We start from the raw sequence: 19,850 nt of genomic DNA, 5'->3' as shown, positions 1-19,850 counted from the left end.
TTGCGGATACATAACTCTTCGTGATGTTGCCAGTGGTCAAATAATTAGGAACAGAGGAATAGCTCTCATTAGTACCAATGGACAGTTGGGAATCCAAAACGCCTATGCAGACGGTTTGCCAGGGATTGGGGAAACTCAGTCTAGGTCAAAGTCGAAAACCCATAAGGAAGCAACTAGGAAATCTAAGAAGTGATTCTTAGAAGCTCCGTACCTTCAGGTCGGAGTCATGTCACAACTATTGACTAATAGCTAAACAATCATTTTCTGCCCACCAAGCGTAGATGGGCGTGTCGCAGTCTGGTAAAACGCCAAAATTATTCGGTTGCAACACATTTATGCTAATGCCATTTGTTAATTCCACAACATAATTAACATGTGTACCCAAATACATAACATTGACAAGCCGTCCCTCAAAACAGTTAGTTGGCAAATTGGGTGGATAAAGCGAAAGCTGTATTTTTTCTGGCCGCACGCAGACTATCACTGCTTGCGATAATTCAGATGGTGTATCTTCAGCGCGGCTAATGATAATTGAGAGTCCCGTTTTTGTCGAAATTTTAATATTAGAAGAGTCTACTGCTACAATTTCACCGCTAAATAAATTAGTATCGCCAATAAAATCAGCAACAAAGGATGTGCAAGGACGTTCGTAGATTTGGCTGGGAGTGCCAACTTGTTCAATTTTGCCTTGGTTCATCACAGCAATGCGATCGCTCAAACACAATGCTTCTTCTTGGTCGTGTGTCACCATCACAAAGGTCACTCCCAAATCTTTGTGTAAATTTGATAACTCCACTTGCATTTCTTTACGTAGCTTTAAATCTAACGCCCCTAAAGGTTCATCCAGTAATACGACGGTGGGACGGTTGACTAGGGCCCTTGCTAAAGCGACTCGTTGCTGTTGACCACCAGAAAGTTGATTGGGAAAGCGCGATCGCAAACTTTCCATTTTCACGAGTTTTAAAGCTTCTTCGACTCTAGCTTCAATTTTCGATTTGGGTATTTTTTTTAACCGCAGTCCGAAGGCGATGTTATTCCAGACATTCAGGTGGTTAAATAGAGCATAACTTTGAAATACAGTATTGACGGGTCGGCGGTAAGGCGGCACATTAGTCATAGACTGACCCTGAATCAACACCTTGCCAGCGTCAGCGATTTCAAACCCAGCGATTAAACGCAGTGTTGTTGTTTTACCACAACCGGAGGGGCCTAAAATACTAAAAAATTCTCCCTGTCTGATATCTAAATCGATTCCATTTACTGCTGGTTCTTGGTTAAAAAACTTGAACACGTTACGCAGTTCAACATCAAGTGGCTGAAAAGTTGTTATCCCCCTTTGATTCTGCATGACAATTTGAGCCATAATCCTCAGTAAAATGCCGTGATATTGCGTGATTTTGTCAGTAGTCTATTGAGCAGACTAGATTTGACACTTTGGTTTATTGTATCCGCCAAAAACAATTGTTCAAGAATATACTTGCCCAATTCTTTTATACCCAGTACTGGACATGAGTTTAGGGTAATTGTATACAGATAATACCTCTATTGGAATCATTATTTGTCTTATGTCTTTATTCCCATCAATTGGCAGCAAAAAAGATACACGTACAGTTGGACGTAGTTTTCAATCAATATTTTTAATCGTATTTACCGTATTAATGCTTGCAGGTATTGAGGCTCGTTTGGCATATTTGCAAATTGTTGAAGGGCCAAAACTCCGGGAACGAGCCGAAGCAAACCGCGTTCGGATGATTCTTAAACAACCTGAACGGGGAAATATTTTTGACCGCAACGGTAAACTTTTAGCCACTACTCGCTATCCTAGCTCTGTATATTTGTGGCCGATGGCACATACTAAGCCTTCCTGGTCTGTAGTCGGCCCGCGTCTAGCGCAAATTCTCAGCATTCCCCAAGATGAAATGGAAAAGAAATTAGAACAAGCTGGTGCTAATTCTTCTTCACTCATCCGGGTTGCTCGCGATCTAAATGAAGCAGAAATCACAGCATTAAAGGAGTATAAAAATGAACTGCCGGAAGTAGAAATTAATACAGATTCTGTGCGTTATTATCCCCACGGCAAAGAATTGGCTCATGTACTAGGTTATACGCGAGAGTTGACCCCCGACCAGTTAAAGGACAAAAAGCAGCAAGGCTACCGACTCGGAGATGTAATCGGTCAGATGGGGGTGGAAAAGGCTTATGAGAAAATGCTACGCGGTGAATGGGGCGGTCAGCAAGTCGAAGTAGATGGTGCGGGTAGACCAATCCGGGTTTTGGGGGAGAAACAGGCAAAAGCTGGTAACGATTTGCACCTGACCATAGATTTAGATGTGCAAAAGGCAGCAGAAAAAGCTTTGGGAAATCACCGAGGGGCGATCGCAGCACTCGATCCGAATAATGGTGCTGTTTTAGCACTGGTATCTTACCCCACCTTTGACCCGAATATTTTCTCTAAACAAAAACTCTCCCAGAAAGATTGGGAAACCTTGCAAGGAAAAGATCATCCCTTGGTTAATCGTGCCTTAAGTGCCTTTCCCCCCGCCAGTACTTTCAAAATTGTCACCACGACAGCCGGGTTAGAATCAGGGCAATTCTCGCCTGATACAATATTACAGACCTTTGGTTCTCTGACCGTTGGTGGGGTGACTTTTGGTGAGTGGAATCACGCCGGATTTGGGCCATTAGGATTTCCACGAGCCATCGCTATGAGTAGTGATACTTTCTTCTATCAAGTTGGTAGAAAAGTCGGTGGCCCAACTTTAATCGAATGGAGTCGCAAATACGGATTTGGTCAAAGAACTGGCATTGAATTTCAGGGCGAAGAATCAAAAGGTTTGGTTCCAGATGAAACATGGAAGAAAAGAGTTTTGAAAACACCTTGGACTGTAGGCGATACCATTAATATGTCAATTGGTCAAGGTGCTTTGCAAGTGACACCCCTGCAATCGGCGATTATGTTTTCTGTCCCTGCTAATGGCGGATATCGAGTTCAGCCGCATTTGCTCAAAGACAACGAACAAGCAAAAAGTTGGCGAGAATCCTTAAATATGAAGCCGACAACAATCAAAGTTCTCCGCGACGGATTGCGGAGGGTAGTGAGTGAAGGTACTGGTAAACACTTGGACGTGCCGACAATTGCCCCAGCGTCTGGGAAGAGTGGCACTGCTGAAGCTGGTGTTGGTCGCCCAAATCATACTTGGTTTGGTGCTTATGCTCCCAGTAATAAGCCGGAAATTGTGGTTGTGGCCTTTGGTGAAAATACTGGCGAACATGGCGGTACTATTTGCGGGCCGATGGTTTTACAAGTACTAGAAGCTTATTTTCAGCATAAGTATCCAGGTAAGTATCAAAAACCTCAGCTTGATCCATCAGAAGCTAAAACTCAGAGTTCAGGACATGGCACGGGAGACTAATGCCCCAGGGCGGAAGTCAAAAGAGGCAGGGGAGCAGGGGGCAGGGGGCAGGGGGCAGGGGGAAAAAAAGTTTTCAAATTATTGCACAGATGCAGGAATTATAACTAATCTGCCGAACATGATATAAAAGGCTACGGTGTACACACAAGTCTCTTATCTACACATTTGATGCATCGACCTGCATGTTTGTTGTATTGCCTTGCACATTTGTTGCATCTACCTGCATGTTTGTTGTATCGCCTTGCACATTTGTTGTATCGACCCGCACCTTTGTTGTATCGCCCTGCACATTTGTTGCATCGACCTGCACATTTGTTGCATCGACCTGCACCTTTGTTGCATCGTTTTGCACCTTTGTTGCATCCACCTACAAAAATTAACTCACCTACGTTACACAGCAACTTTAAAAGACTTGTGTGTACACTGTAGCCTAAAAGGAGAGAGGCTTTAAATCTTACTCCCCAACGCTAGAAGGAAAGGGGCCGGGGGTTAGGTCTATATTTCATCCAATTGGGAACCGCTATATTTAATCAGGAGCTAGTATTACCCCGCAAAATTAATGGGACAGAGCATTACATGCCTTTAAGGTTCTGTGAACAAGTCGCAATTAATAATAAAGTAATGTCTGACTATACAGAACTGAACTATGAGATACTCAAATCATTTTTTCCTCGCGCTGTTTACTGCATTTCTATGCATAACCTTATCTCCTGTTTTAGCAAAACCTCCTGCCGTCTACTCTGCCATACAAAACTTGGCCGAGCAAGGGGAGTGGGGAAAACAAGGAAGTAGTGACAGGGAACTGCTGAATGCTCAATCCCCTACTTTCTACTCCTTCCCCCCCCAGAAAAGCGGCTCATCCCAAACGGCAAGCGTAGTGGAACAAGGCAAAACATTATACGACAGGGGACAGTTTACTGAAGCGATAAAAGTTTTGCAACAGGCTGCTGCTGCTTTTAAAACCTCTAAGGATGGATTACAAGAAGCGATGACACTGAGTAATCTCTCCTTGGCTTATCAACAACTTGGCTTGTGGGCAGAAGCTGAGGAAGCGATCGCCCAAAGTTTAAAATTATTACAGTCAGGGGAAAATACGGGCAGTTCCGGTGAGCGTTCCCAACTTATTGCCCAAGCCCTAGATGTGCAAGGACAGTTACAACTATCACAAGGACAAGCAGAAGCGGCTTTAACTACCTGGCAAAAAGCTGCTAATATTTATCAGCAAATAGGCGACAAGGCTAGATTAACTCGTAACCAAATTAACTCTGCACAAGCTTTGCAAGCTTTAGGGCTTTACCTTCAGGCTAACAAAACTTTAAACGAAGTACAGCAAACCCTTACAACCCTTCCAGACTCACTTCTTGTAGCTACAGGGCTGCGTAGTCTTGGCAACATCCGCCGACTTGTCGGTGATTTAAGCGTATCACGGTTGGTGTTGGGGAAAAGTTTAGCAGTGGCAAAACGAGTGCAATCTCCAAAAGCGATCGCAGAGGCTCAACTCAGTTTAGGCAACACAGCCCGCGCCCAGCAAGACACTGAAGCGGCTTTGCAATACTATCAGGAGGCTGCTGTATCTGCTTCCTCCACTACACGTATCCAGGCTCACCTAAATTTACTTAGTCTACTTTTAGAGAAAAACCAAGATCGAGATGCATTGGCGTTGTCGTCTCAAATCCAGTCGGCAATTAGCAACTTACCACCCAGCCGAACCTCAGTATATACTCGCATTAAGTTTGCCGAAAATCTTAGGCAATTAAAAGAAAAAATTAGCATAGATACCCCCTCATGGCTGAACATTGCCCAGCAATTATCCACCGCGATCGAACAGGCACAGAACTTACAAGATCGGCGAGCAGAATCTTATGCTATGGGTAGTCTTGGTGAGTTGTATGAAAAAACCGGGCAGTTTTCTGATGCTCAAGAGCTTACCGAGAAAGCTTTATTCACAGCGCAAAGTATTAATGCATCGGATATTGCTTATCAGTGGCAATGGCAACTAGGACGCATACTGAAAAAAAAGGGAGATATTAAAGGCGCGATCGCATCCTATAATGTAGCCTACAAGACCCTTCAATCTCTGCGTGGTGATTTAGTAGCCCTCAATCCAGACGTTCAATTTTCCTTTCGGGAAAATATTGAACCAGTGTATCGAGAGTTAGTTGAATTGCTGTTGCGTTCTCCCCAAGGCAGCAGTGCTTCTGTTCCCTTCGAGAAGTTAGACCAACGAGATGCTTCTTTATTAAAGGCTAACGCTTCACTATCGCGATCGCCACAAGAGGGTATCAATCAAGACAATCTAAAGCTTGCTCGTGATGTAATTGAATCTCTGCAATTGGCAGAACTGGATAACTTCTTTCGGTCAGCCTGTTTAAACCCTACGCAGGAACTTGACCCAGTGGTTGACAAAAAAGACCAACGAGCAGCAGTGATTTATCCAATTATTTTGCCAGACCGCCTAGATGTTATCCTCAAATTGCCTAATCAAGACTTGCGCCACTATAAGACTGTAATAGCTCAAAAGGATGTGGAAAAGACAATAGCAAAACTGAGGAAAAACTTACTAAATGTCACGGCAACTGCTCGGGTTCAGCAGCAGTCTCAACAAATATATGATTGGTTAATTCGACCTGCACAAACAGATTTAGTCAATAGTGGGATAAAAACCTTAGTGTTTGTACTGGATGGTGATTTGCGGAATATCCCAATGGCGGTTCTCTACGACAAACAACAGAAGCAATATCTACTAGAGAAATATGCGATCGCCTTGACACCAGGTTTGCAACTCCTCGATCCTAAACCTTTGCGACAGATACAGCTAAATGCCTTAACAGCCGGAGTCAGCGAAAAACGCCCAGTCGAAGGCAAAGAATTTCCTGAATTAGAAAATGTACCACGGGAATTAAAAGAAATCAAATCTGAAGTACCTAATAGTGAAGAACTGTTAAATCAACAGTTTACCCAAACAAACCTGCAAAATAAGTTGCAAAAAGTTTCCTTCACCGTGGTTCACTTAGCAACTCACGGTGAATTTAGTTCTGATGCTGAAAAAACCTTTATTCTCACCTGGGATAAATTAGTTAAAGTCAAGGAATTTGATAATCTACTGCGAGTTAGCGACAAAAACAGATTTAGTGGTATTGAATTACTCGTCCTCAGTGCTTGCCAAACTGCTGAGGGAGACAAACGAGCAGCTTTAGGACTGGCTGGGATAGCTATGCGGGCGGGGGTACGCAGTACACTAGCAACATTGTGGTCAATAGATGATCGCTCCACTGCCGATGTAATGAGTGAGTTCTATCGACAACTAAAGGCTGGGGCGAATAAAGCCGAGGCGCTCCAGGGTGCCCAATTAGTTGTTTTTGCTAAGGAAAAAGCTCCATATTTTTGGGCACCCTATGTTTTAGTAGGCAATTGGCTGTAATGTGCGTTAGAAACAAGAAGCAGGAGTAAACCAGGAACTATGAGGCAAAGCTTTCGGCGCATCAGCCGTTAGTACAACTTCACCTTTAGCATTTTTCACCCACCCTTGCGCTTCCACAATCGGCGCTGGACTAGAACTATTTGCCTCACTTGAATTTGTACTAACACGGTTTTCACCCTTTGGGTTGAGAGTTACCCAATCTAGTTCAACTGCATCAGGAGTGAGTGGTTCAGTTTTAGGGTTGGGTGGTAAGCCGCCGCGTCCGGTGATCGTAAAACTGTTTTGATTTTCACCAGGACGCACTTGACAGGCTTGAGCCACTTGAGTATCGACTGGTACGGCTGGTAAGTTAATTAATCCTCGATAGGGGTCAACATCGAGCGTGTTGATATCTACAATGCCGCTTAAATTAGGTCTTGTTTGGGAAACTGCCGTAATATCATTTGTCTGAAGTTGACGCGGGTCTAAATCCGTAGGGCGCAACCTTTTGAGGTCTTCGCTAGTTAGTGATGCAATTCCAAAAATATTAGTAGCTTTAATTGTGACTCTCCCACCACTACCACTAAATGCATTAGCGGTGATATCGCTATTTTCATTTGGGTTGGCGACGATGAAGCCGTCAGGGATATTGATGGTGATATTACCGCCATTTCCACCAGCCCCACTAGTGCCTGCTGAGGTAGAAATCTCACTGTTGCGGCGCAGTAACAATAAATCTTGTAAATTTAGCGTAATATTGCCACCATCACCGGAGTTAGCTTGCCCAATCAGCTTACCTTGGTTATCCAATTTAATAGAACGAGCGGTGATTTCCAAATCACCTGCCTTTTTTGTGCCTTGACTGCTCACAGTTATGTCAGCGTTATCTAAGACATTTAATTCTCCACTCTTAATTATAATACTTCCCCCCTCTCCAGTAGATTCTTTAGAAGTGGAAGCTGAAATCTGCGCTCCATCTTGAACAATCAATTTCCCAGTTTCTATATTTAAGTTTCCGGCATTTCCAGAAGCTTCAGTCCCAACAAATAAGCCACTAGCTCCCATTGGCGAGGTTCCAATGAGTTCAATAGAGTCCCTGGCGTTGATAGACAAACTTCCTCCCTCTCCTGTAGATTCTTTAGAAGCGGAAGCTGAAATTCTTGCTCCATCTTGAATAATCAATTGCCCAGTTTCAATATTCAATTCTCCGGCATTTCCAGTAGCTTGAGTCCCAACAAATAAGCCGCTTCTACTCTCACCATTTGTTCCAATAAGTTGGATAGAGTCCCTAGCGTTGATAGACACAGTTCCTCCCTCTCCAGTAGATTCTTTAGAAGTGGAAGCTGAAATCTGCGCTCCATCTTGAACAATTAATTGCCCAGTTTCTATTTTCAATTCTCCAGCATTTCCAGCACCTTGTGTTACAGTAAACAAGCCACTAGGTATGGGTTTTTCACCTTCTATAATTGGGGAGGTTCCAATGAGTTGGATAGAGTCCCTGGCATTGACAAACAAAGTTCCTCCCCCTCCTGTAGATTGTAGAGAAGTGGAAGCTGAAATCTGCGAACCATCTTGAACAATCAACCGCCCAGTTTCAATCCTTAAGTCTCCGGCAGTTCCAGACCTTGTTGTCTCAGTTAATAGACGGCTTCCTCCCAAGAGTTCTACTGACTCCGATGCGTTCACCCCTAACGTTCCTCCCGATTTTGAGACTAGAGTATTAACCGCAATATCTGAGCTATCAAATGTAACGCGCCTGCCATATATTTGGATACCACCACCGCCTTCACCACTAGCACTTACTGTAGTTAGATTGGTAAAAGATACATCTCCTCGCGCTACACTTTCAGGAAAACTTAAGCGGAAATTGTTGTTATCAATGTTCAACCCTACTGTTCCCCCTGCGGCCAATCCTCCTAATTCGATTCGACCATCTGGAGCATACACGATCGCTCCTTCTAAATTCACATCGCCTCCCAATAGCACTAAATTCTGACTCTCAGGAACAAATAGAAATGCTTCATTGACTTGAATCGGCTTCACCGGCTGGGATGCAATTTGATTGAATAGAAATGCAGAAGGATTCACTCTCAGCAAGGGGTTAAGCGGATTGACGGGTGAAGTCATGGAAAATTCTCCACCACCCGGAAACTGGATCGCATTAGCTGTTGTTCCAATAAATGAACCATTAATATTTAATGAGGCATTTTGTCCAAATATGATGCCGTTAGGATTCATTAAAAAGAAATTAGCATTACCTTGAGTTTGAAGTGTTCCCTCAATATCAGAGGGATTCCTTCCTGTAACTCGCACCAAAATATTGTTGATGGTAGGGGCGTTTTGAAAATTGACTACCTGATCACTTGGAATACTAAAGTTGCTAAAACTATGGAATAAATTTGTATTGCCAACGGTTGTACCCCCTGTAATATCCAAAGTAGTGCTGTCGATTCGCTCCACTTGAGTTCCCACAGAAGGATCAGCAGTAACCTGAGCGGATGTGCGTAAGCCTCCTTGTATTCCAATCGCACCCACTAGAATCACCAAGCCTGACAACCCTAAGTGAGAACCGTGACCAAACCAACTTCTTAAACTCACAGAACTTATCTCCTAACCCTTGAAAGTTACTTTATTGCAAGTTAGACACCACTTTAGTAATGCTTATGCAAACCTTTGCCCGTGCCCCTCTCCAGGTAACTCTGCTGGGAAGGTTAGGTTTTTGATTACTAATCTGCTGTTGTGACAGTAGTGACTGTATGAATTTTAAGACTTAAGGTGAGTTCGACAAACCTCTTTTTTCTTTGAACTTTAGTTCAAGGCTGTCCCTCTCGCCCGTCAGCTACGTGTGCAATACGGTTCAGTTAAGGCTAAAAGTCTGTTACCAAAGTCATTTTTTTAACGTAGACGCTGCATCGGCTTGCCGCACGCTACCACCAAGGCGCAGAGAGAAAAAAGAGATGCTTAACTAAACCCTATTGAGCTACGGTGTACATACAAGTCTTGTCGCAGTCATATCTTTATTAAAAAATTTCGCACTGCGTTTCTATGCCGCCTCGGAATGAATTCCAAGTCTCATAGCCCAAATCCACAAAGCGTGGACTTGGGCTATGAGCCGCTGAACTTTAGTTCTGGACAGGATGTCGGTGAGTGTGACAGTTTAACTCTGACAAAATGTGGATAAAAGAGTTGAAACCTATGTGGATAGCACTTATGTGTACACCGTAGAGCGCCCGTCAGAAAGGGACAATTTTGTATAGTAAAATCAGGAAGAGGTCTTTTTGATTGAGCTAATTAAGTCGGCAACGCCAAAAGCGAACTGTTAGCGAAGCGGTAGCGTTCGCGTAGCGTCTCGTAGAGAGGAACGAGCCTCCGCAGGAGTGTCACTTTTCAAGACAGGCATTGCATGCAAAAAAGTAATTGAAAAATCTAAATTAGAAGCCTTAAAAACCATACCTGCTATTTTGGCTTTTCTGTCACCGCCTAAGTCATGCATTGTTAGCAAAGTGAAGGTTACGAGGTAGCCAAGCTAACTGCTGATCTAGATAAAATAGAGCACCAGTATTTGCGTTATAGCTACAATAACTAGGAAGTCCCACACCGCCACCAATTATTGCTAGTTGTGGAGATGGATTCATAGGTGTAATAACTTTCATGTCTTCACTCGAAACTTTTTTTGATGGTAAAACATTAGTTATAGAGTCAGTCAATTTAATAGCATTCTCAGAAGACAAGGTGTCAAGATCCTTGACAGCAGTGAGAATGTCATCAGCAACTCCTACCACTAAAGAGTCTTTACCTGATTTACCTATTAGAGCGTCATTACCTTGATCAGCTTTAGAGATGGAGTTAGCACTGCTAATAGTAGGGGTAGTAATTTTAAGAATATCGTCGTTAACTGAGAAGTCTGTAATTGTATCAATGCCGCCACTTGAGCAATCTAAGACAAAGGTATCTCTACCACTACCACCAGTGAGATTATCATTACCACTTCCTCCCTCTAAGTAGTCATTACCTGCCCCACCTATTAGAGTGTCATTACCTGCATAGCCGTATATTTGATCGTTTCCTGAAGTCCCAGTTAGATAATTGTTTCCAGATGTACCTTGAATAATTGCCATTGTTCTTACTCCAGGAGAAATTAGCGTTTCTACTGCTGATTTTAACTGGCAATTAGCATTACAGATGAGATTGGTTAAAAAACAAAACAGTGCGATCGCACCTAGAACAGCGATTCCGTAATCAAAGCGCGAATCACTTGCTTGTCTATACACCGTATAAAACGAGTTTGACTCCCCCAACTTTAGCAAGAAACTCTGCTAGGGAGTTAGATTTTTCATTCATTAATATTAATTATAGGAATCGTATTTGATTTTTGAAATTATCTACGTAGGGGGAGTGGGGAGTAGGGAATAGGGAATTAGGCTTTTCGAGTTGTACCGAGCTTTTTCAGAAATGAAATATTAGTCCTATAATTAACTATTATTAGTTCTCGCAGCCACTACAACAGCTGTATTCCAGTCAAGATTAGGAGATAGCCAAGCTAGCTGCTGATTCAAATAAAATAGAGCACCAGTGCTTGCGTCATATGTAAAAAGACTAGAAGATTGGCTAGTGTTACTTGACCCGAGCGTTAGCGAACGATTTGTAGACTTAGTAAAAACCATACCAGCATCTTCACCCACTTCATAATTGCTCAGAGATGCTCGTGTACCTATAAGATATTTAGAAGCACCAATAGTTGATGTAGTAACTTTAAGAACGTCATTACTAACGGAGAAGTCTTTAATTGTATCAATACCACCACCTGAGTAATTCAGGACAAAGGTATCTCTACCACTACCACCAGTGAGAATGTCATTACCACCTCCTCCCACTAAGTAGTCATTACCTGCCCCACCTATTAGAGTGTCATCGCCTTCATAGCCATATATTTGATCGCTTCCTTGAGTCCCAACTAGATAGTTATTTCCAGAGTTACCCTGAATATTTGCCATGTTCTTTACTCCGATAATTTAGTGTTTCCACTGCTTATCTTAACTAGCAACTAAGTAGGTGGGCGCTAAAAAACACAACTAATTTAAGAAATATAAAGCCCTTAAAAGCTTGTAATTAAGGTGTTTCTGATGCTTTACATAAGTTTACGTAGTTAGTTTAATGATGCCTACTCATTTAGCATTTATTGTATATTTTTTAATAACTAAAACAAGGTGCTTTTTCCACCATTACACCGTCAATATTGAGTTATCCTCTGTTTATCCACCGCTTTAGCTGCATTGCAATTATTTTTCCAGACTATAATGACTGGCGTGGGTTAGGAGAGATTAATAAGTGCAAAGATACAGGCAGCTACTTTTTAAATAACCTCTAATATCGCTAACAATAAATTGGGAATAATATTTCCAGTTCGTTATGCACAGGGGTGTCAAAAGAGGCAGGGGAGCAGGGGGCAGGGAGCAAGGGGGAAAACACCAGACGAGCTTGTACTCCGCCCCAGTAAGAGCGCCCTTTACTTTATGCCGGGGCTTCATACCCATGTTCCGCTTCGCTCCACGGCTCCAGGTCAGGGCTTGCTCCCCAAGCTTTGAGCGCCCTGCCCCTCCGCTTCTTCGGTGAGCAGAATCTGACAAGTCTGCCGATGAAGGTAGGCACGCTGATGGATTGTAGTTGAACATAAGCAGTTCTCAATTCCATCAGAAAATGGCATACTCTACTGAAGGAGATATTAGTTAGTTAGCTGAAACCTTTGATATTACTAAGTGGGCGATACTGGATTTGAACCAGTGACCCCATCCGTGTGAAGGATGTGCGCTACCCCTGTGCTAATCGCCCAAGACTCTTTATATTATCATAACGGCTTAGATTTAGGGTTGCAAAAATACATTTGAACAAAGTGTAAGTTCAATGCTAACTGTTGCTCTTTACATAGCCAGATTTTATGTAAGATAAAGTGGTTCAGTGCGATCGCCTGGACTGATATTTGATTTTTGAAATAACTTCAAAACATCCGTAGCTCTAAGTGCATTACGCTACGCAAGAACACACCCTACATATAAAAGTAAAGGACTAAAGTCTTTACCCAACGGGAAAGTTAGTCGCTCATGGGGGAAACACCCTTCTCTACGAGACGCTCCGCGTTGGCATAGCCTCTCCCTTTGGGAGAAGACCGCGCTAACTCACTACAAACTTTAATTTATTTACGCCTAGCTACTTAGACCTATTTTCCTATAACTTCAGAATAGCTCTGGTTGCAAATAATAGTCAGTGATTTAGCTACCTTTATTACCTTCTGTATTCGCTTGATTTAGGTAAATCACTTACTTAATACTGGTGATGTATTAGACGAATTACTACGTATCTAGGCTCTGAGTGCAGGAGTCACTGACAATTCATTTCTTTAGTTTATCTAAAGTCGCATCTAAGTTATCAAATTACCTTTCTAAGATAGAAGCAGCAACCATAAGTTGCCATACACGCCTAAAACCCAATCAACAGCTAGTGGCTGCGGAGAACATAAAAATGGCTAAAGCGCCAGATTCAATAGAATCGTCTATCAATGAAATTACAGACAAATCCTTAGATCGTGATTGTACAACCTTATCGCGTCATGTCTTACAGCAACTTCAGAGTTTTTCGCCAGATGCACAGGATTTAAGTGCGTTGATGAATCGCATCGCCTTGGCCGGCAAACTGGTTGCTCGCCGCATGAGTCGTGCTGGTTTAATGGAAGGCGTTCTAGGATTTACTGGGGAAGTTAATGTCCAAGGAGAATCCGTCAAAAAGATGGATGTTTATGCCAATGATGTATTTATCTCAGTTTTTAAGCAAAGCGGCTTAGTCTGTCGCCTAGCTTCTGAGGAAATGGAAAAACCCTACTATATCCCGGAAAATTGCCCTATTGGTCGCTATACCCTACTATATGACCCAATTGATGGCTCATCCAATACTGATAATAATCTCAGCTTAGGTTCCATTTTTGCCATTCGCCAACAAGAAGGGAGTGATAGCGATGGTAAGGCAACTGACCTCCTTACCAACGGACGTAAACAGCTTGCTGCTGGATACATCCTGTATGGCCCCTGCACCCTGCTGGTTTATAGTATAGGTAAGGGGGTTCATTCTTTTGTCCTTGATCCCAGCTTAGGAGAATTTATTCTCACAGAAGAAAACATTCGGATTCCTAACCACGGTTCTGTTTACAGCGTGAATGAGGGTAACTTCTGGCAGTGGGAAGAATCAATTCGAGAATACATCCGCTACGTTCATCGTACAGAAGGCTACAGCGCTCGTTATAGCGGCGCAATGGTGAGCGATATTCATCGAATTTTGGTTCAAGGCGGCGTGTTTCTCTATCCAGGCACAATTCAAAACCCAGAAGGGAAATTGCGCTTGCTTTATGAAACTGCTCCTTTAGCCTTTTTGATTGAGCAAGCAGGCGGTCGCGCTACTACAGGATTGGTAAATATCTTGGATGTGGTACCGAAAAAATTGCATCAACGCACACCTTTAATTATTGGTAGCAAAGAGGATGTAGCAAAGGTGGAGTCTTTTATTCAAAACGGACACTAGTGCCGCAAGGCGGAAGTCAAAAGTCAAAAGGCTTTAATTTTGGTCTTTCTGGCTGTAATGAAATGGCTGCTGACCTGTAATAGTGTAAAAAGGCACAATTAGAGAAAACAAAGCTTGCAAATAAAGCTTTTTAAACTGTTTCAACTGGATAGTTATTTTTGCCATGCTGCACTAGAAGACGGTAATAAAAGGATCAAGGATGCGTCTAGCATCTGGCATTAATTAAAAGTTAATCATGGTGATTTAAGATTGGCGATGCAGAATAGCACTTTTTGAACATGTATTAAAGATTATCTCAGCTGGCCGATGCGATAAGTGATTGGCAACGCCACAATTCAAAAGTAAGCATCAAATATTTGATGAGTTTTGCCAACTTACTTAGAATCATCACTATACAGGAGTGAAACGAATTAGAGCTATGTCTACCAATCATCTACTAGAAATTAAGCAATACGGTCAAAGTATCTGGATGGATAACTTGACCCGTGACATTATTCAATCCGGCGAACTCAAAGATATGGTCGAAAATCAAGGTATCTCTGGGATTACCTCTAACCCAGCTATCTTTGAGAAAGCGATCGCAGGTAACGTCATTTATGATGCCGATATAGAAGCCGGAGTTCGTGCTAAGTTACCCATAGACAAAATTTACGAATCGCTAGTTTTTGCAGATATCCGTAATGCTTGTGATATTTTACGCCCTGTTTATGAAGCCTCGAATAGACTAGATGGTTATGTGAGTATTGAAGTCCCACCAACTATCGCCCATGATACTGAAGCAACAATCAGCGAAGCCCGGCGCTATTTCCAAGAAATTGGTCGGGAAAATCTGATGATTAAAATTCCCGGTACAGAACCTGGTTTGCCAGCAGTGGAGCAGGTAATAGCCGAAGGGATGAATGTTAATATTACGTTGCTGTTTTCTGTAGAAAGCTACGTAAACACAGCTTGGGCTTATATTCGTGGCTTAGAAAAACGGTTGGCTGAGGGCAAGGACATCAGTAGAATTGCTTCAGTTGCCAGCTTCTTCCTCAGTCGGATTGATAGCAACATTGACGCCAAAATTGATGCTAAGTTGAAAAAAGGCGTTGATGATATTTCTGTGGAAGCAAGGCTAAGAGCTGTTAAAGGAAAAGTAGCGATCGCTAACGCCAAGATTGCCTACCAGGAATACAAGAAAATTATTGAGAGCGATCGTTGGAAAGCCTTGGCAGAAAAAGGGGCCACAGTACAACGGCTACTTTGGGCTAGTACCAGCACCAAAGACCCCAACTACAACGACGTGATGTATATCGAAGAGTTGATTGGGCGAGATACCGTTAACACCGTACCACCAGCGACGATTAAAGCTTGTGCGGATCATTGTAACGTAGGCGATCGCTTAGAAACAGATGTAGATAATGCTTACACCCTGATCGAAAACCTCAAAGATTCTGACATCAACATCGATCTTGATGCCGTAATGGATGAACTGTTAGTTGAAGGTATTGACAAATTCATTCAGCCCTTCCAGTCCTTGATGAACTCTTTAGAAGACAAGATCAAGGTATTGTCACCAGTGTAAGGACTAGGGACTAGGGACTGGTGGCTGGGGACTGGGGACTGGGGACTGGTAAACAATTTTCCTAATACTAAACCCCCAATACCCAATACCCAATACCCACTCCCTAATACCCAATCCCCAATCTCAAAATCCAAAATCCAAAATCCAAAATTCCTATGGTTAGTCTGCTAGAAAATCCCTTGCGCGTTGGTCTGCAACAACAAGGGATGCCCGAACCCCAGATTATAGTTATCTTTGGCGCTTCTGGTGATCTCACCTGGCGCAAACTAGTGCCAGCACTTTACAAATTGCGGCGAGAACGGCGGATACCGCCAGAAACTACTATTGTCGGCGTAGCGCGTCGAGAGTGGAGCCATGAATACTTCCGTGAACAAATGCAGAAGGGCATGGAAGAGGCACATCCTGATGTCGATTTAGGGGAACTTTGGCAAGACTTCTCTCAAGGTCTGTTCTACAGTCCTGGGGATATAGACAACCCCGAAAGCTATAAGAAACTCAAAACCTTATTGAGTGAATTAGACGAAAAACGGGGCACGCGAGGTAATCGCATGTTCTACCTCTCCGTTGCCCCTTCATTCTTTCCCGAAGCGATTAAGCAGCTAGGAAGCGGCGGGATGCTAGAAGATCCCTACAAACATCGTCTAGTAGTTGAAAAACCCTTTGGTCGGGACTTGGCTTCTGCCCAAAGTCTTAACCAAGTGGTACAGAAATATTGCAAAGAAAACCAAGTATACCGCATTGACCACTACTTAGGTAAAGAAACAGTCCAGAATTTGCTGGTGTTTCGCTTTGCCAATGCGATTTTTGAACCCTTATGGAATCGTCAATTTGTTGACCACGTACAAATTACCGTAGCAGAAACCGTGGGCGTGGAAGACCGGGCTGGTTACTATGAAAGCGCCGGCGCACTGCGGGATATGTTGCAAAATCACCTCATGCAACTTTACTGCTTAACCGCGATGGAAGCACCCAACGCAATGGATGCCGATAGCATCCGCACAGAAAAAGTGAAGGTACTCAAAGCTACTCGTTTAGCTGATGTTCACAATCTGTCGCGGTCAGCAGTCCGTGGGCAATACAGCGCTGGCTGGATGAAAGGTCAAGCAGTGCCAGGGTATCGGACAGAACCAGGCGTTGACCCCAACTCTACGACACCCACTTATGTAGCGATGAAATTTGTGGTGGATAACTGGCGCTGGAAAGGTGTTCCTTTCTACTTGCGTACCGGAAAGCGGATGCCGAAAAAAGTGAGTGAGATTGCCATTCACTTCCGCGAAGTTCCATCTCGAATGTTCCAATCTGCCGCCCAACAGACAAACGCCAACATTTTGACGATGCGGATTCAGCCAAATGAAGGTATTTCCCTGCGTTTTGATGTCAAAATGCCGGGGGCAGAATTTCGTACCCGTTCCGTTGACATGGACTTTAGTTATGGTTCCTTTGGCATCCAAGCAACATCCGATGCCTACGATCGCCTATTCCTTGATTGTATGATGGGCGATCAAACATTGTTCACACGGGCGGATGAAGTAGAAGCAGCTTGGCAAGTAGTAACACCAGCCCTTTCCGTTTGGGATGCACCCGCCGATCCTAATAATATTCCCCAGTACGAAGCCGGTACTTGGGAACCAGAACAAGCAGAACTCTTAATTAACCAGGATGGCCGTCGCTGGCGCAGACTGTAAATATTAGTCATTAGTCATTAGTCACTAGTAAAAACAAATGACGAATGACAAATGACTAATGACAAATGACAAATGACAAATCTAAAACTACTATGCCTACCCAAACTTCTACAATTTTCTCACTCCAGGCACCGAAAGATATTTCGCTTAACGAAATAGATACCGAACTCAATCAAATTTGGCAAAGTTATGGTATTACTGGCGAGGACGGTAGACTTCCCAGTGCTACTAGGGCAACTACATTTACTTTAGTGGTCTACGAACCAGAAGAAACTCAGTATTTGTTGGCTGCTTTGGGATTTTACAACGGCCCAATTGATGGAATTTTAGGGCCACAGATGGCAGCAGCATTGCGGGAAGTGCAAAAGAAACATAATCTACCTGAAAGTGGAACAGCAACACCAGAAACTCTGACTGTATTACGAGAAGAATTCGCTAAAGGTCAGCGAAGCGGGTCTGGAGGTGAACATCCTGCTAGTGGGTTAAGTAGCGGTAGCCCCAGAATTGCCGATGAAATCGCTCTCCGCAACCCCTGCCGCATCATTGCGCTATTTCCCATTGCTGGCGAAGATGAAGGGGTTAAGGCTCAAGTTTCTGCCTATTGCCCCATCCAAAAGCAATCGTCAAGCACACTTATCTGCTGTGAATACATAACTCTCAGTGGAACTGCTGCTGCTTTAGAACGCATCGGTGGTATGATTCCAGCCTTGTTGATTGGCGGCTTGCCGAAGTTTCTTTGGTGGAAGGCAACACCAGACCCTAACAATGGTCTATTCAAGCGCCTAGCAGCAGTCTGCAATAATGTGATTGTAGATTCTTGCAACTTTAACGAGCCAGAAAAAGAATTACTTCGCCTAGAAGAGTTGGTAGAAACGGGTGTACCTGTAGCTGACTTGAACTGGCGTCGCCTCGCATCATGGCAGGAATTGACAGCTGAGGCTTACGACTCACCTAACCGTCGCGCCGCCCTCAAAGAAATTGACCGCGTTACGATTGATTATGAAAAAGGCAACCCTGCCCAGGCTTTGCTGTTTTTGGGTTGGTTGGCAAGCCGGTTGCAATGGCAGCCAGTTTCTTATGAAAAGGAAAGCGGTGATTATGACATCACTCGCATCCGTTTTATTGCTGAAGAACAGCGACAAGTAGAAGCAGAGTTAGCAGGAGTTCCGGTTGCTGATGTGGGCGATATTATCGGCGACTTGATTGCCTTGCGCCTCAGTTCGACAAATCCCCAGGCAGACTGTGGTACAGTTATCTGCTCGGAAACTGGTGGTTGTATGCGGATGGAAACCCACGGTGGCGCTCAATCTGCCGGTCTGTTTCAACAGGTGACTTCACTTTCGGAACAAAAGGCGGAAGCTTTGCTGAGTCAGCAGGTGCAACGCTGGGGCCGTGAGTCCCTGTTTGAAGAAAGCCTGGGAGTGACAGCAAATATTTTCAAATTGGAAACAAACTAGTACCACAAGGCGGAATTCCAAATTCCAAATTCAAAATCGATACAGCGTAAGTGTTTCTTTGATTTGGAATGGTGAGGCAGTCCGGTCTTCTCCCAAGGGGAGACGCCAAAGGCGATGGGGGTTCCCCCCATGAGGAACTGCCGTTAGCGCAGCGTTAGCGAGCCTGCGAGCGTCACCCGAAGGGTTGGTTTATTTCCGCCGTACTGCTCTGGCAAGGCAACAATGCTTGGTTTGTAGTGAGCGCTAAAGCGCTGAAGTTAAGGACTAAAATCCTAACTACAAACTTATTTATCAAAGTTGGTCTGGTGGACTAGTAGTGGTTTGTCCCATTAAATCTCATAGGTGAATCAAATTTCAATTTCTCTTCTTTCCTTCTTCCCTATGCGGTTCGTTCTCTTATCCCTCAAATTTCATGAGACAGACCACTAGTTAGCTTCGCCTGAAAAAATAAAAGTTATCACAATTGGAAAAATCAAACACAAACTCTTCAGATTTTTGGATATTTCAATAATCTGGAGAGTTTTTCTATTTTCCTTGGTTTTTTGAACCAGATACCAAAGACCTGATTTATCGCGTCTCTTGTCTTAACCGAGAGCTATTGCCCCCCATCAGGCTGCAATTTGGATGCATCGACCTGCAACTTAGATGCATCGACCTGCAACTTAGATGTATCGACCTGCAACTTAGATGCATCGACCTGCAACTTAGATGCATCGACCTGCAACTTAGATGCATCGACCTGCAACTTAGATGCATCGACCTGCA

12 protein-coding genes and 1 tRNA gene are annotated in these 19,850 nt (G+C 43.6%); 7 read left to right on the top strand and 6 right to left on the bottom strand.

The genetic code is table 11. The annotated features are described in order from the left end of the window. Window positions 1-193, top strand: a 193-nt coding sequence (locus V7K25_RS23010) for a hypothetical protein (RefSeq protein WP_335160915.1), incomplete at its 5' end; no start/stop codon positions are given. Between the two features lie 42 nt (window positions 194-235). Here V7K25_RS23010 and V7K25_RS23005 read toward each other — a convergent pair. After that, window positions 236-1,363, bottom strand: a complete 1,128-nt coding sequence (locus V7K25_RS23005) for an ABC transporter ATP-binding protein (RefSeq protein ID WP_335160913.1) — start codon at window positions 1,361-1,363, stop codon at window positions 236-238. A 202-nt stretch (window positions 1,364-1,565) separates the two neighbouring features. Here V7K25_RS23005 and mrdA point away from each other — a divergent pair, with 202 nt between their 5' ends. Then, window positions 1,566-3,413 carry a penicillin-binding protein 2 gene (gene mrdA, locus V7K25_RS23000; protein WP_335160911.1) on the top strand — a complete coding sequence of 616 codons (1,848 nt, stop codon included), beginning with the start codon at window positions 1,566-1,568 and terminating at the stop codon, window positions 3,411-3,413. Between the two features lie 157 nt (window positions 3,414-3,570). Here the strand turns inward: mrdA and V7K25_RS22995 are convergent, their stop codons facing one another. Beyond that, entirely contained in the window at window positions 3,571-3,780 is a 210-nt protein-coding gene (locus V7K25_RS22995; RefSeq protein ID WP_335160909.1) for a hypothetical protein, read from the bottom strand. Between the two features lie 279 nt (window positions 3,781-4,059). Here V7K25_RS22995 and V7K25_RS22990 point away from each other — a divergent pair, with 279 nt between their 5' ends. After that, window positions 4,060-6,834, top strand: a complete 2,775-nt coding sequence (locus V7K25_RS22990) for a CHAT domain-containing protein (protein ID WP_335160907.1) — start codon at window positions 4,060-4,062, stop codon at window positions 6,832-6,834. A 6-nt stretch (window positions 6,835-6,840) separates the two neighbouring features. On the opposite strand, the gene V7K25_RS22985 is transcribed toward V7K25_RS22990, so the two are convergent. From V7K25_RS22985 to V7K25_RS22970, 4 genes are all read right to left on the bottom strand, one after another. After that, window positions 6,841-9,411 carry a two-partner secretion domain-containing protein gene (locus V7K25_RS22985; RefSeq protein ID WP_335160905.1) on the bottom strand — a complete coding sequence of 857 codons (2,571 nt, stop codon included), beginning with the start codon at window positions 9,409-9,411 and terminating at the stop codon, window positions 6,841-6,843. A gap of 887 nt (window positions 9,412-10,298) precedes the next feature. Continuing rightward, the gene (locus tag V7K25_RS22980; RefSeq protein ID WP_335160903.1) at window positions 10,299-11,084 is read right to left on the bottom strand and encodes a calcium-binding protein; all 786 of its coding nucleotides are present in this window, start codon (window positions 11,082-11,084) and stop codon (window positions 10,299-10,301) included. Between the two features lie 201 nt (window positions 11,085-11,285). Next, the gene (locus V7K25_RS22975) at window positions 11,286-11,807 is read right to left on the bottom strand and encodes a hypothetical protein (protein ID WP_335160901.1); all 522 of its coding nucleotides are present in this window, start codon (window positions 11,805-11,807) and stop codon (window positions 11,286-11,288) included. A gap of 763 nt (window positions 11,808-12,570) precedes the next feature. Next, window positions 12,571-12,642, bottom strand: a tRNA-Val gene (locus V7K25_RS22970). 687 nt (window positions 12,643-13,329) lie between these two features. On the opposite strand from V7K25_RS22970, the gene fbp reads away from it, so the two are divergent. The 4 genes from fbp (at window position 13,330) to opcA (ending at window position 19,085) form a co-directional block, all read left to right on the top strand. After that, window positions 13,330-14,379 (top strand): class 1 fructose-bisphosphatase, encoded by a 1,050-nt coding sequence (gene fbp, locus V7K25_RS22965; protein WP_335160899.1) that lies wholly within the window; start codon window positions 13,330-13,332, stop codon window positions 14,377-14,379. Window positions 14,380-14,797: 418 nt separating this feature from the next. Continuing rightward, complete coding sequence (gene tal, locus V7K25_RS22960) at window positions 14,798-15,943, top strand: transaldolase (protein WP_335160897.1); 1,146 nt, start codon at window positions 14,798-14,800, stop codon at window positions 15,941-15,943. Between the two features lie 155 nt (window positions 15,944-16,098). After that, window positions 16,099-17,628, top strand: coding sequence for a glucose-6-phosphate dehydrogenase (gene zwf, locus V7K25_RS22955; RefSeq protein ID WP_335160895.1), 1,530 nt, complete (start codon window positions 16,099-16,101; stop codon window positions 17,626-17,628). A 92-nt stretch (window positions 17,629-17,720) separates the two neighbouring features. Further along, the gene (gene opcA / locus V7K25_RS22950; RefSeq protein ID WP_335160917.1) at window positions 17,721-19,085 is read left to right on the top strand and encodes a glucose-6-phosphate dehydrogenase assembly protein OpcA; all 1,365 of its coding nucleotides are present in this window, start codon (window positions 17,721-17,723) and stop codon (window positions 19,083-19,085) included. Window positions 19,086-19,850 lie beyond the last annotated feature (765 nt).

Source organism: Nostoc sp. (assembly GCF_036919495.1).
In the GTDB taxonomy this organism is placed as follows: domain Bacteria; phylum Cyanobacteriota; class Cyanobacteriia; order Cyanobacteriales; family Nostocaceae; genus Nostoc.
The sequence above is the reverse complement of the archived record's forward strand: the minus strand, read 5'-3'. Positions and strand labels throughout refer to the sequence as shown.